Source organism: Bradyrhizobium sp. RDM12 (genome assembly GCF_051917485.1).
Classification (GTDB): Bacteria; Pseudomonadota; Alphaproteobacteria; order Rhizobiales; family Xanthobacteraceae; genus Bradyrhizobium.
Genome location: NZ_CM133064.1, coordinates 5,024,532 through 5,037,554, shown reverse-complemented (window position 1 = coordinate 5,037,554; position 13,023 = coordinate 5,024,532). Strand labels below are relative to the sequence as shown.

Below are 13,023 nucleotides of genomic sequence, written 5' to 3'. Positions count from 1 at the left end.
CTCCCGCATCACCGCCGCCTACCGAACCTGCCAAGCAATAGCGCCGCGAGCTCAGGCGCTCTTGCGCTCGCCCTGCGGTTGCGGGTAGCGCCGTCCTATACTGCGCCATTGACTCGGCCATAGAGCTGCCCCCACCATTCGGGCAGGCCACATGACACACCCCCAGCCCATGCCCATACGATTTGGCGTTCTACTTCTCGGAGCCGTGCCCGTTGGTACCGGACTGAAAGGCGCGGTGCGCGGGTTTGCGGACGTTCAGGGCACGGACGTGGCGGTCGTCGCCAAGAAGCTGCCAAACTCTGAAATCCTCGGCGAGATCTACTGCTCGCTTCTGTGCCGCGCGGTTGGCCTTCCGGCTCCAGAGCCCTTGCTCCTGAAGGATCAGGCCACCGGCGCGTGGATGTTTGGATCGGTCGATCTTCCGCACCCCAACTGCTCGCAGTTCCTAAACTTCGACCCCGCGAGCCCCCAGTCGCAAGCGATGCTTGGCGGATTGCTCGGCAAATGGCCAGCACTCCCAAAGGTCGCGGCCTTTGACGAATGGATCAACAACCGCGACCGAAACCTCCAAAACATCCTCTGGCAAGACGAGAACACGTTTGCCTTGATCGACCACGGGAAGGCGCTCAACCTCGATCCGAGCTACGCCGATCGCAACGTAATGATCGAGTGCTGGCTCGCTTTTGTGGCCAACGGCGACGAAGTGGCACAGCAGCGCCTTAAGCGCGATGCACTGCAGTTTGCGACCTTGTTCGATGACGCCCAGGCTCGTGAGTGCGCGGCGGATCTGGTCGGGGCCGCGGGTCCTGATCTACCCCAAGCATTCGCCACTTTTGTGTGCGATCGTCTGACGAACATCGTTAACCACATCGGGCTAAGGTTCCCCAACACGCAGCTTAGGATGCAGCTATGAGCATCAATCTCGATGTCCAGCGGGGGCCTTCCTACCGGGCCAGTTGGGCACCAGTGTTTTTCGAGCCTATCACGGGTTCAGGCGAACGGATTACGGTCGCCATTGTGGTGTCGGACGCGGCTGGTCACGAAGTGAAGCGCACCGTGCGCGACGAAGTGCTCAAGACCCTATATGGGTCGAAGCGGGCGCACCTGTCGCAGATGATCGACTTCGTCTTGGGCGCGCTGCGGTCGCAGAGTGGGGAAAGCAACCCCACAATCCCGTTGACGGGTTTTTCCCTAGGCCAGTGGCAGGAAGCATCGTCGCGCGCGGAGCGGTACGGGGTGCTGCGTCAAGCTGTGTATCGGTCGTGCTCGATGGCCAGTCTTGACGACCTCGACGCGCAAGAGGACGAAGCCACCGCTCAGGAGGGCGCTAAGCAGTGGCAAGTGCAAGTAAGGCAAAGCGTCATTGAACGACGTCCTGAACTGGCGAACAGCTTCAATCGTGACGTGCAACTCATCTCGAACGGCTTGCCGCCCCGGATCGGTTTCCTCCACGATCGCAGAGCAGCCAACTTCGCGACATTGCGACCGAACGGTCTCTCGGCGTCCGTGGGTACTGTGCGCGGTAAGCTCTACGAGTTGGTGATGGTCAAGCGTGAAGGCGTTGTGAGCCGCGGCGCAGTGATCTTGGGCGCGCCCCGCGAGGAAGACCTGACGTATAGCGAAAAGGCCTTGCAGGCAACAGTGCGAGCAATCGCCGAGCTAAAGCACGAAGCAAGTGAAGACGGCCTCGATGTGATGCCCGCGTACAGCGTTCCAGAAGCAGCAAATCAGGTATTGGCGCTGGCTGCGTAGGTGGGATCCACCGAGCATAGCATTTGGGCGTACCTGCGGCCGCTAGGCTGAAGATCGCGGGTTGGCTGGCTCGTGCTCGATCTGCCGCACCGGCTCGGGGCCGATGACGCGCGGCGACGGCGCGGTGATGCCCGGAGGCTGGACGATTACAATTTGCAATCCAGGCTGTTGGATGTTGGGACGGCTCGCCGGGTCGGCGTCGGGCTTAATGCCTGCCAAGCTCAAAACATAGGAGCTGGATCTGTCTCTCACCATTTCGTTTGGCGAGTCGAGCAAGCTGATCTTGGTCCGGCCAGCCTTCGCAGCGTTGAGGACCAGATGGCGCTCGACCTTCTGACGGAAGAAGGCCGTGATGTGCGGCCTGTTCAACTGGCGGGATAGGTGCTCGCGGCTCAGTCCTGCTAGTTCCGCGGCGGCAGTGATATCCTTCGCAGAGCCCTCGACCAGGGCGTCGACCGCAGTGCGCACCTTCAGCGAAATCGACTTGGGTTTTTCAGACATGATCGACGACCTTTGGCGGAATCTCGTGGTCGTCGCGAGTTCAGCCATGTTTGCCCCGACGCTTCATCTGGACCACGCGGAGATGGGCACGCGATTCCAGGGGTGGCTTGGTCTGTGGGGGAGCGATGGGCCGTTGCTCTGGTGCGGCCAACCGCAACTGAGCGCCGGGCCCGCGGGGATAGTTGCCAAATCGCTGTTGGCGATGGTCGACCGGCTCTCGCCGCTCCAATGTGCGCGCCGTGGCGATCGGATCCTCGACCAGGAGTACCTGCAAGCCCAATACGCCGAGCAGCGCCTCAAAGCCGACGGGCCAGATCCGCTTTCTCTTGCCATTGCCGAGCAACTTACCGCTATAGCCAGGTGTCAGGCCGGCCAACCGATCGATCTCGAGTCGGCTGATCGACAACTCTTCGGCCCGCTCGCGACAGGTTTCGACGAAGCCCTGATAGCCCGTGACCGGCCGCGCGATGCTCATTGGCGAACGTCCTCATTGCAGGTGACCGGTGGAAGCCGTCGACTTGCGCCCGTGGCTCGTTACGCGTGTACGTCGGCCGTCTTGACTTGCGGCCGCGGCCCGCTGCCGGTCAGGCCCAAGCCGTCGGTCAGAACAATTCTGTCGCCTTGCCACGGGGCGCGCTGCAACCGCGATTTGACCCGGCTGCGGTAGAACTCGAGCACCTTCGCCGCCGAGTAGTTCAAAGGATGAAACGCAGGGTGCGGCCATTCGCGGGTTTCAATCGTCTCGCCCGACGCATAAGTGCGGTCCCCCTGTTGCCACACGCTCGGATCACTGAAAGAGGAAAAAGGCGGCTCAAACCGATGCCTGGAGTTTGGAGACGGTTGCACCGGGAGAACGATGCGATATTTCGGCACTTCCCGCTCCCAGCCGGGCGGCGGCGTTGTGGGAATGGGAGTCGGGCGGCTGATGTTCGCGGTCATGATGGGGGTTCTCCGGATGTTGAAAGTCAACTTGCGCTCTGCGAGTTGAAACTCCAGCTGCCGATCACCACGGCGCCGTCATTCAGGATGTCGCCAGACGTCTTCGCGCCGCCGGCGGCTTGCGCATCCTGCACAGCCAAGGTGACGGCGCGCCGGATGAACGAAAGCTCGCTGGCCTTCCTCTCCATCGCGGGGGTCTGCGCATAAACGGTCAGGGTGAAAAGCGGCACGGTCAGGCCCCTCGGATCAGTAGCGCTGCTGGCGCGGATCGATTTCGCCGTCGCCCTGCGCCGCGCCCATCTTGATCGGCGGCACGGCCGAGGGCGGCTTCGGTGCGGGAGGTGGGGCGGCAAATTTCATGATCGGGCGCGAGGGTGGGCTCGGCGGCGGTGCAGTTCGGACGATCTTCATTTCAGAACCTCGCAAGGATGTCGGAAAATTTTCAGCTTCAACAAAAAATTGGGTCGGGGTGTTTCCGGGCTCGGTCGCGAGAGGCGGATACCAGCGGCTCGATCAGCGACCATTTTTGCCCCCACCGGGTCCGCGCGGCGGGTCTGGATCGGAGGGCCACCCCCGGCCTCGCGCGTGCCCGGGCGCTCGCGCATCCCCTTAACTGTCAGTTGCTTCGCTGCGCCCATAAAGCCCTGCTCGTGATCTTCAATCACGTGGTCTGCAGCGGAATGTCGCTGATTTGCAGTGCTTTGTGAATGTCACGAGATTCAAGTGGGCGCTGTGTGGGCGCTGAGCGCTGCCGGCGGTGATCGGTGCACGCCTTCGCCTGGTGTCCTCGCACTCGATCAAGTCCCCTGCCCGCTGATGAGCCGCACCGGCAGCCACCGCCGCAAACAATCCGATCGCCTCTTGCGATCTCACGACACCTGATCACACCCTCTTTCGTGACCTCCTTCTGGCTGGTGATCTCTCCGTCTGTGCTGTGATTGCCGTGGTCTGCCCCCTTTCTTCCCCTGATCACGCTGGTTACCTGGCCCTCTGTCACATGCTGCTGCCAGCGACGCACGGCAGTGCGCAGCCGTAGGCGTAGCGATGACGGGCAGGAGCGGGTGAGGGTGGATGCGCGCGAGGGCGAAACAACCTCGCCACCTTGTAGAGGTGTTTTGCATTGTTTCAGGCTCTGTTTCGCTGGCTGTTGCACGTTGTTTCAGTCTTGTTTTTCAGCTGTTTCGCGTTGTTGCGGCTCCATTGTTTCAGACGTTGTTTCAGGGGGTGCTGAAACAGCCTCTGAAACAATCACCGGAGCCACTGGAGCGGGCCTTCGCAGGCGATGCGGTTGGCGTCGACGAGCTCTTTCCGGAACCGGTTCATCAAGGTGCGCGCGCTCGCCGCCTTACCCTCCAGATCGATTAGACCGCGGGCATTGCATTCAGCCGTCCACTGGTCGCGGTGAGCGGCGCGGCGGTTGCCTGGCAGCAGGGTGACGGCATCGCCGGCCAACACGTTGAGGAGCGCGTCCAGCGCCTTCTGGATGCCCGGGCTGATAGGCATGGGCTCGGCATGGCGGCCTTCGATGCTGCCCTCCCAGCGATCGTTTACCAGCGCTATCTTGACGTCCTGAAACTCTGCTCGATTTGCGGGCGTGCGCTCGCGTGCCTTGGGAAACTTCAAGAGGAAGCTCACGTCGGTGTCTTCACGCTCGACCGCGTCCATGTGGGCGACGGTGTCCATCTGCCATTCGCGAGATTTGTCGCCGTATCCCTTTCCGGTGTCGTGCCCGGTGTGGTGGATCCACAGTTGACCGACCGATTTGCGCGTCAGTGCGAGGGAAAAAGGCAATGTCTGCTGCCAAACCAGGGGGTCTTTCTGGTCGCCAAGCGTCAACGACATGATGTTGTCGAAGATTACAAACTCGATTCCGCAGTGCTGGATCAGCTTCAGCAGCCATTCCTGTCCAGCCGGCGTATTCAAAGGTTGGAAGCCCTGAACGTCTTCCCGGCTCAGCACATACAAGCTGTCGATATTGCCGGTGTGCCGCGATTCCTCCGAAAAAATGCGCTCCTTGAGCAGGCGGCGCGACATCTCTCCGTCGATGTAAAGCACCTTGACCGGGCGATAGGCCCGCCAGTGTAGGAACGGCAGTCCGGCGGCCATATGCTGAGCGATCGCAAGCGCCAAGTTGCTCTTGCCGATGCCCGTTGCCGCGGAGAGCAGCATCCGCGTGGTCGTGGTCAGCACGGAGCCAAGCACGAAGTCGGGAGGCGGCAAGTCGCGCTGGCGCCATTCGGCGGCCGTGAGAGGCGGAAGCGTCAGTGGTCCCGCCGGGGGACTCGGTCCAAGATGAGCACATCGTCAGCCCCCTGCGGGATACAATCGTGCGGAGGCGCATCATCCGGCGGAGGCTCATCCCGGGTGTCGACACCGGCTGCGGCGAAGGCCTGCATAACCTGCTCACGCGACAGCATGTCTTGCCTCGTAAATTTTCATCAGATGCGGCGCGTCGGCCGGGTGAGACGCCAGCCATGCGGCAAGATGCGCGGGATCTCCGAGCCGCACGATGTGGAGGAATGCGTCTATGGTGCTGGTGGCTGGCTCGTACGGTATCGGCTTCTTCGTCACGGTTGGCTGCACTGGCCGCGGCTCACCTGTCCAGCGCCAGGCATCACGGAAATCAGATAATTCCCAATCGCGGACTAGACTGCTCACATAGTCGTTTGGCAATTCCGGCATAGGTGCGAACGCTTCGCTCATCCAGCGCTGCGTAGCGTCAACTCCAAACTCGGTCTCATATCCAGCGTGCTCAGTGAGGAATTGCAGGCCGTCGACCGCAACCTGCTTGCTGACCCATCCCTCGTCGACGAACCAGCGCTGCGCGCGGCAAGCCTCCATGAAGTCCCCGACGGTGCCGAGTGCTTCGGTGGCTGGCAATTTGACAGGCGCGTTCATTCGTCGCCCTCGCTCTTGAGGAGACCGAGATCGCGGGCTTCGGCGCACATTTTGCTGAGCGCTTTCGCCACTTCGGGTAGTTTGTTGAGCGCAAACGTGATGCCCTTTGGCGAGGGGCTAGGACGCCGGCGCTGTTGGTGTAGTAGATCCGCACCTCGCCGTATGCGCGGCCCTGGTAGGAGCGCAGGCCGAACACCAGGGCATTCCCGCGTCGGTCGCGCCACATCCGATGTGTCGGCGGCCTGTCCTCGGCGATTGAGGCAGATTTGGAGTGCGTTGCGAAAGCCGGGTCGACCGCGATATCGAGGTGTCCGCTGAGACCACCTTCCGAGATCGCCTGCCGAGCCCGCCTGCTTCTGCCGAAGCGGGTGCGCTCGGTCATGCGGCGCTCTTTTTCCTGGCTGCGAAGCCACTTCTCCACGGACGGCCAGAAATAGGTGACATCGCGCCCGATGCGCGTCACCGGCGGCCCTCTGCCGTCCAATTCCCAGTTGATGAAGGTGCGCTCGGTGTAGGGGCGCCCGCGTACCTGCTGACCCACCTGTGCGGCCGTTGCAGCCCGGGAATTATAGCCGTCGAATCGAAAATCAGACATTTGCTGGTGTCCGTGCGTTGAACCTGCACGAACATTGCCGAGGTCATGCCGTTTGACACGGACCGTTCGAAACGGAAATTCGATCGCGAACGGTCCTAGACAACCCGCCCGCGTGAACGTCCGAGCCATCGTCTGACAAGGCTCGGGTCCGTCGGCGCCTCGGTCTCGAAGACAATATCGATCATCTCTGCAACCTGATCGATCAGCGGCTCCCCGCAGACCTCTTCGAGGTATGGCACCAAGCGCCGCGCGAACAGCCTACGATCGCGGGAACCTTTCACATCTTTCCGGCCGCCGGCGGCGGGCGAGTGCATGTCGTAGTCGCTTCGGTCAAGGTCGCGGAGCGCAGCCTCAAAGCGCTCGAGGTCCCGCCATAAGTTTAGCGGGTAGTCGGCGTCCTGCACAATCGCGACGATCTGATTTTTGATCCTCTCGAATTCATCGCGAACGTTCTCTCTGTGGTCATTCAGTCTGGCCGCTGGCATCGTGCAACCGAGCACTACGCCAATGAAGTCCAGTGGCTCGGGAGCAGCCAAGCCATGCCTTGCCGCAGCGTGCGAAATGGCCTGCCACAGCTCAGTCTTGGATGGGTGTCCCGACCACACCTTCACAAAGTCCGCATGGCGATCGCCGACCGGCTTATAAGCCGCCAACGCCGCCTTGAAGGCCTTTGGCGAGGCATGCTCTGGTCCTGCGCTCACGGCCGCACCGCGGTCTTCACGATCTGAGAGACTAGGCCGGCCAACTTGTCGAATGCCGCGCGCTTCTCATCGAGATAGGCGTAGCGGTCATAGACCCCGCGAACGCCGCCGATGACGTGCCCCAGGCAGCGCTCCGCATGATCGGCAGGAACGCCAGCGCGCGACATCAGCGAGCGCCCTGTCCGTCGGAGGTCGTGCAGCACCCAATGCGGCATAGGCTCCCGCCCGGCCTCCGCCCGGACCTTCGCGGTTGCCTTGTCGAGCTCGCGCTTCGCCTTGCTGAAGCCGCTGAAACCTTTCACGCCACCGGTGGTCGTGAAGATGAACCAGGAGTTGCCGTTGGCGCCGGCGGGCTTCTCGCCGATCAACTCGCGCGCGGCCGCGCTGAGCGGGATGACGTGGTCAATGCCGGTCTTGTAGCGGTCGGCCGGAATCGTCCAGTGGTCGCCGTCGAGCTCGCTGGAATGCATCAGCGCCGCCTCGTTGCGCCGGGTGGTCGTCAGGAGAAGCGACTTGACGAACCGCGGGTAGCAGGCCGGCACGTTCTCCACGATGTCGAGGGCCGCCCACAAATCGCGCAGTTGGTCATCAGTGAGAACGCGGTCTCTCGAGTTCGTGCCGACCTGGCGGAGGCCCTTCACGATGGGGTTGGTGAAGTCCTCATCGCGCGCCTGGAACCAATTGAACGCCTTGCGGAGGTAGGCGAGCGTCCGGTCGGCCATGACGGGCCCGTTCTCATCCTCGATCTCGTCGAGCATGTCGACGACGTGGGAACGGCGCAGCCGCCCTTCCCCGAATACTGGCAGGTCCCCAATGTCGGGAGCGACGAGACGCCGGAACGTGCTCGCGTATTGGTCCGCGCTCTTCAGCTGCGCTTCCTTGCGACAGTAGCGGTCGACGAACATGTCCAGCAAGCCGGGGTATTTCTGCTCGCGATCGGCCTCGTCAGCATCAGGATCGAACGCACCGCCCACCTTCAGCCCCTCGGGGCTATCCCCGTCCTCAAGGCGGCGGGTGCGATCCGGCCGGGGATCCTCCCGCCTGCCGTTCTTGATGTCCTTCGCGAGCTTGTCGGCCCTGACGATCGCGTCCCGAACGGTCAGCGTTCCGCCCTGCTCGTTCTCGTCCCATCGCCCCAGCGTCTCCAGGAACTTGCGACCGTCGACTCTGTGGAAGAGCACGAACGATTTGGTCCCGCCCGCGGTGACGCGCACGCCAAAGCCAGCCGGCGCCTTCCTCCCTGCAATGTCGCGCCGCTGAAGAAGTGGACCTTGTTGCCCTTTGCGGGCGTCGGCAGGCCGGCCACAACCTTTTCGCTGATCTGCTGCATCCGCCTTCCCCGTGTGGGCACTGTGTGGGCACATTGAAGCCGATGCGAGCTTCAACGAGCTTCATCCAAACATCAAGGGGTTTCGGCGATTTTCGCTAATTTTTCGGGGATTTCGGTGCCCACACGAGAAAATGACTCTCGATCAATGGGTTAGGTCGTCACCTCGAATTTGACTTTTAATCACGGGGTCCTGGGTTCGAGCCCCAGCGCGCTCACCAAACAAGGTCAAGTACTTAACAGACTTTTTGGCAGCCCCTCTCCGCTTTCAAAAGGCACCTGTGCACACCACGTGCAAACAAGAGAGCGCCGATGACCGCGGTCGATCATGGGCAAACATGACCACACCTGGTCGCCGCTGATGACGATTGCCGTCATCGCGCTATCGTCGCTTTTTTGGTAATCGCGCCTGTATCAAACCGCGGCCGAGTGCGCCGCGGTTGACAGCTTCGCGTCGCTGTTCACAGCCATGTGCAAGTAGCCTGAGCGCAATTAAAGGCCCGGCAGCGTGAACCGGCGCATACGAAGAGCCCGCCCACTGAGCCGGCCCTTAGCTTACCTTGTCCATCGCGCCCGAGCGGACCGCTTTTGTGATCTTGCAGCACCCGCGGTGCTTCTATCTCAATGAGTGGGACCGACCCGCTGTCCATGTCAGAATCGCTGTCGTCCATTGGGCAACAATCGACGCAGTTCCGGCAACGGGAACAACGATTTACGTTGATTCGAACACACAGAGGCATAGCATCGCGGATGCCGGGGCTGGCTCCATATTCCACTGAGACATTTTTCACCCGGAATTTTTGACCCGCGCTGGCCGCAGCAGTATTCCCTGCTGCGGCCTTCGTCGTCAGATGCCGGAGATCTTCTTGCCGGCCACGGCAGGGCACAAGCTAAACTTGAAGCACACTCGGCCGATGTAGAGCGCATCAGTCGCACAGGGCTCCCGTGCCATGCGGCCTCATAGTGTGTTCAGCTCTCCGGCGCGGCAACCGTCGCGGGCGCAGTCAGTGGCGCGCCTCCGACCGAAACGGGCCCTACTGTTTTCGACTGCCGAACCATCCGTTTGCGCATCGCTGCGGAAAGTCCATAGCGAGCATGCGCTCGTCGAATCGAGGACGTGACGTCGGACGTCATCGCTGTTTGCAGGGAGTCGATCTTCGCGATCAGTGTCGAAAGCTGCGGCGATATCTTCTTCACGTCGCCCCGTTCGTCCGTGATGCTCTGTCGGAGAGAAACGAGGATCGTCGAATCCTGCTGTCGCAGGGCTGCATTTTGCTGCAATGAGGCATTGATCTCCTGCAGCGAGGCGGCCTGCTGCTGCTGGGCCGACCGAATGTCCTTCAGGGCGGCGACAATCGGATCCGGTTTTGCGACGGACTCTCCCTGGCGGGGAAGCAGCGCAGCCAGGCTGCTGATGTTAGGCGACGGAAGATCAAACGGCAAAGTATAGATCGCCGCCGCGCCGTTGATGGCCAGGGCGCACACCGACAGCGCCAGGACCGATTTCCGGCTGGACCGTTTGGCCGGTGTTGGAGCTTCCGCGGCTGCGGATTCGGCTTGGGGTTCGAATGCTGCGGCTGCAAGTGCTGCGGCGTCGAGGTGTTCGGCGAACCCCAGCGTTTCGGATGTCGTGGTCATGCGCATTGACCTCATGAGCGAGCAAAAGGAGGCCGTCGCCGGAACGTCCTCGCGACGCCTCCTTTACGCAACACCCACCTACAACTGTCTAAAATTGTGGGCGTTTTGGATTAATTCCAGGTTAGCAGCGTGGCCGCCCGGCATGTCCAGCCACCCCGGCCGACTACGGGGCGGTGCGATGGAATTGCGGCGCAGACCCAACGTTCTGTTCCGGCCGCCTGCCAAAAAAGCCAGGAGACAACCCGCTGGAAAGGTGTAGGATTCGAGCAAACGGGAGGAGCGGCATGTTTGAAATCACCGGTTTCGACACGGCAGGCGTCGTCAACCTCAAGCGGGAGTCGCTCGCCGCCGCCCTCAAGAAGGCCAGGGAGCTGATCGAGGACGGATGCCGCGAGGTCCAGATCGTCGATCCCAAAGGCCGGATCTACACCTCGTTTGAAGAGCAAGCAGCCTAGCCACCACCTTCCGCGCAAGCGATCTCGCCGCATCGGCCAACATTGGACGAGGCGTTGTTGCGGCGTTTGCCGAAGTGCAACTCCCGCGGGCCCCATCGTTGCCAATCTACACTTTTGGGAGCACGCTGACGTCAGGCGCGCAGACGCCGCACGGGGAGAGACACATGAAGGAAGCGGGCCTGGATGGTCGTCATCGGGACAAGGATGGCGCGATCAGCAAAAAGCACGGCAACACGCTGGTCGGCACGTTGCGCAAGATCTACGGCAAGGGGTTTGCGGCCGGCTACCCGGATGCGACCCAGCTCAGCGAGGTCTTGCATCAGCTGAACGAGACGTCGCTCAGCCAGCTGCGCCGCGATCACGACACCGGGCATTTGGGGCACAAGATCGACCACGCCCCGAAGTGACGGGCTTCACGCGGCCAGATTCACGTCAAACCTGACAGCCGGTCCCTGGCGATCTGGGTGGACCAGGCAAGGCTATCGATCGGCCCCATCACACTTGCCATTTGAGCCTTCCAAAACCAGGCGCTAGGATGAGCCTTTTACGGAGGCTTATTTGAAGCAGGTCATTTTCGTTGCAGCCATTGCGCTGCTTGCCACGGCGCCTGCCCGATCTCAGGGCCTGGTCGATCCCAGCAAGGTTGCTCCCGAATACCGCGAGGCTGCGGAGAAGCGCCGCGCCGAGCAGATCCGTCAGCGCGAATGCGCCTTGAAGGCGGATCTGGCGAAAGTGCTGCTGCGAGATCGGACCGACTATCTCAATCACTGCCTGGATGCGATGGCGGCGAAACAATAGCGGCGCGCGGCCGGTTGCGCCGCACGACGTTCGCCAAAGTCGCAATCGGCTTTCAGGCTTTCTTCAGATATTCGGCTCACCGTGGCTGTCGATTTCCAATCGTCATTGATTGTCCCCGATGAGCTTCGTCCAGGTTCAGTGCACGCGCTGCAAGACGATGTTTCGCGATCGCGCGGGACGGTTGCAGGACGGCTATTCCAGGCAATGTCCCGGTTGCGAAGTCGTGTTGTTCTTCGCCGAGGACTCACAACATCCCTTCATCAAGCGGGCGATGCGAAACGCGCGAGTAGCCCGGAAAGAACAGTACGAGGCTGAGGCAGCCAGGCGTTCGGCCGCGTCCGAGCCGCGCGTCGCTCCCCGGTCGCGGTCGTCCGTCGGACGGACGCGGATGCAGGAGCGATCGGAATAGCGCCCGGTCGGCCGACTACGTCGCCTCGATCCAGATCCCGGCATCCGAATGCGCGCGGATGTGGCCGACCAGAAAGTCCGAAAACACCCTGATCTTCGCCGGCAGCCGGACGCGGTTCTGGTAGGCCACGTTCATCGTCAGCAGCGGCAATTCCCAATCGGTCAGGACCGGCACGAGCTTGCCGGCCGCGATATCGCTCTGCACGATGTAAAGCGGCTGGATCAGGATGCCGAGCCCTGCGCGGGCAGCGCCGCAGATGATCTGGCCATCATTGCTGTCGAGCGTCGGCGCGATGCGGACGGTCTGCGTCGTGCTACCCTGGCTCAGTCGCAGCGAATAAGGATCGTTGGCGAGGTTGTAGACCAGCATGTCGAGGCGCGCGAGATCGGCGGGATGCTCGGGGATGCCGTGCGCCGCGAGATAGGACGGCGCGGCGGCCAGCACCCGGCGCATCTGTCCGATGCGGCGGATGATGATGTTGGAATCCGGTTCCTGCTCCCGCGTGCGGATCGCAACATCGATGCCGGCCTCGATAAAATCGGGATAGCGGTTCGCGGCGATGATCTGGACGTCGAGCTTCGGATAGAGCCTGCGAAACGCCGGCAGCATCGGCGCCATATAGATCATCGCAAACGACAGCGAGCTCGTGACGCGCAGCATGCCCTTGGGCGACAGCGCGCGGTCACTGACGGCGTCCTCGGCTTCGGCGAGTTCGTTCAAGAGCGTGCTGCAACGCTGCAATAGCTCCTGTCCGGCCTCGGTCAGCCACTGCCGGCGCGTGTTGCGCTCGATCAGCCGGACCGCGAGCCGCTCCTCCAGCGCGCTCAGGTGCCGGCTCGCCGCGGCATTCGACATCCGCAAGGCGTCGGCGGCCTTGGAGAGGCTGCCGAGCTCGGCCGTCCTGGAGAACACCTCGAGCTGCAGAAGGCGGTCCATTCTTCCTCACAATGGAAAAGAGACTTACGATTTTTGGCCTTTATTTCCGATTTCTGCAAGGCAAAATGGCCCCA

Annotated in this window: 16 protein-coding genes; 5 read left to right on the top strand and 11 right to left on the bottom strand. The window is 62.1% G+C overall.

The window, feature by feature from the left end; all coding sequences use genetic code 11:
* The first annotated feature begins 205 nt into the window (after positions 1 to 205).
* Positions 206 to 913, top strand: a complete 708-nt coding sequence (locus ACTGJ9_RS24670) for a HipA family kinase (protein ID WP_456673214.1) — start codon at positions 206 to 208, stop codon at positions 911 to 913.
* A complete protein-coding gene (locus ACTGJ9_RS24665; RefSeq protein WP_456673213.1) occupies positions 910 to 1,752 on the top strand; it encodes a hypothetical protein in 843 nt (280 codons plus the stop codon). The genes ACTGJ9_RS24670 and ACTGJ9_RS24665 overlap by 4 nt, the downstream gene beginning before the upstream one ends.
* Positions 1,753 to 1,794: 42 nt before the next feature.
* Here ACTGJ9_RS24665 and ACTGJ9_RS24660 read toward each other — a convergent pair whose 3' ends face one another.
* The 10 genes from ACTGJ9_RS24660 to ACTGJ9_RS24615 form a co-directional block, all read right to left on the bottom strand.
* On the bottom strand, positions 1,795 to 2,301 hold the full coding sequence (locus ACTGJ9_RS24660) for a hypothetical protein (RefSeq protein WP_456673212.1): 507 nt from the start codon (positions 2,299 to 2,301) through the stop codon (positions 1,795 to 1,797).
* Entirely contained in the window at positions 2,294 to 2,728 is a 435-nt protein-coding gene (locus tag ACTGJ9_RS24655; RefSeq protein WP_456673211.1) for a hypothetical protein, read from the bottom strand. The genes ACTGJ9_RS24660 and ACTGJ9_RS24655 overlap by 8 nt, the downstream gene beginning before the upstream one ends.
* A 59-nt stretch (positions 2,729 to 2,787) precedes the next feature.
* Complete coding sequence (locus ACTGJ9_RS24650; protein ID WP_456673210.1) at positions 2,788 to 3,192, bottom strand: hypothetical protein; 405 nt, start codon at positions 3,190 to 3,192, stop codon at positions 2,788 to 2,790.
* A gap of 26 nt (positions 3,193 to 3,218) precedes the next feature.
* Entirely contained in the window at positions 3,219 to 3,422 is a 204-nt protein-coding gene (locus ACTGJ9_RS24645; protein WP_456673209.1) for a hypothetical protein, read from the bottom strand.
* A 16-nt stretch (positions 3,423 to 3,438) separates the two neighbouring features.
* On the bottom strand, positions 3,439 to 3,603 hold the full coding sequence (locus tag ACTGJ9_RS24640) for a hypothetical protein (RefSeq protein ID WP_456673208.1): 165 nt from the start codon (positions 3,601 to 3,603) through the stop codon (positions 3,439 to 3,441).
* 837 nt (positions 3,604 to 4,440) lie between these two features.
* Positions 4,441 to 5,412: an AAA family ATPase gene (locus tag ACTGJ9_RS24635; protein ID WP_456673207.1), complete on the bottom strand. Its 972-nt coding sequence runs from the start codon at positions 5,410 to 5,412 to the stop codon at positions 4,441 to 4,443.
* A 183-nt stretch (positions 5,413 to 5,595) separates the two neighbouring features.
* Positions 5,596 to 6,090 carry a hypothetical protein gene (locus ACTGJ9_RS24630; protein WP_456673206.1) on the bottom strand — a complete coding sequence of 165 codons (495 nt, stop codon included), beginning with the start codon at positions 6,088 to 6,090 and terminating at the stop codon, positions 5,596 to 5,598.
* Between the two features lie 690 nt (positions 6,091 to 6,780).
* Positions 6,781 to 7,386 carry a hypothetical protein gene (locus ACTGJ9_RS24625; protein WP_456673205.1) on the bottom strand — a complete coding sequence of 202 codons (606 nt, stop codon included), beginning with the start codon at positions 7,384 to 7,386 and terminating at the stop codon, positions 6,781 to 6,783.
* A complete protein-coding gene (locus ACTGJ9_RS24620) occupies positions 7,383 to 8,600 on the bottom strand; it encodes a tyrosine-type recombinase/integrase (RefSeq protein ID WP_456673204.1) in 1,218 nt (405 codons plus the stop codon). Before ACTGJ9_RS24620 ends, ACTGJ9_RS24625 begins: the two co-directional genes overlap by 4 nt.
* 1,082 nt (positions 8,601 to 9,682) lie before the next feature.
* The gene (locus ACTGJ9_RS24615; RefSeq protein ID WP_456673203.1) at positions 9,683 to 10,357 is read right to left on the bottom strand and encodes a hypothetical protein; all 675 of its coding nucleotides are present in this window, start codon (positions 10,355 to 10,357) and stop codon (positions 9,683 to 9,685) included.
* A 278-nt stretch (positions 10,358 to 10,635) separates the two neighbouring features.
* Here ACTGJ9_RS24615 and ACTGJ9_RS24610 point away from each other — a divergent pair, with 278 nt between their 5' ends.
* The 3 genes from ACTGJ9_RS24610 (at position 10,636) to ACTGJ9_RS24600 (ending at position 11,604) form a co-directional block, all read left to right on the top strand.
* Positions 10,636 to 10,806 carry a hypothetical protein gene (locus ACTGJ9_RS24610; RefSeq protein WP_456673202.1) on the top strand — a complete coding sequence of 57 codons (171 nt, stop codon included), beginning with the start codon at positions 10,636 to 10,638 and terminating at the stop codon, positions 10,804 to 10,806.
* Positions 10,807 to 10,970: 164 nt separating this feature from the next.
* Positions 10,971 to 11,213 carry a hypothetical protein gene (locus ACTGJ9_RS24605; protein ID WP_456673201.1) on the top strand — a complete coding sequence of 81 codons (243 nt, stop codon included), beginning with the start codon at positions 10,971 to 10,973 and terminating at the stop codon, positions 11,211 to 11,213.
* A 151-nt stretch (positions 11,214 to 11,364) separates the two neighbouring features.
* Positions 11,365 to 11,604, top strand: coding sequence for a hypothetical protein (locus ACTGJ9_RS24600; protein ID WP_456673200.1), 240 nt, complete (start codon positions 11,365 to 11,367; stop codon positions 11,602 to 11,604).
* 424 nt (positions 11,605 to 12,028) lie between these two features.
* Here the strand turns inward: ACTGJ9_RS24600 and ACTGJ9_RS24595 are convergent, their stop codons facing one another.
* Positions 12,029 to 12,949, bottom strand: coding sequence for a LysR substrate-binding domain-containing protein (locus tag ACTGJ9_RS24595; RefSeq protein ID WP_456673199.1), 921 nt, complete (start codon positions 12,947 to 12,949; stop codon positions 12,029 to 12,031).
* Positions 12,950 to 13,023 lie beyond the last annotated feature (74 nt).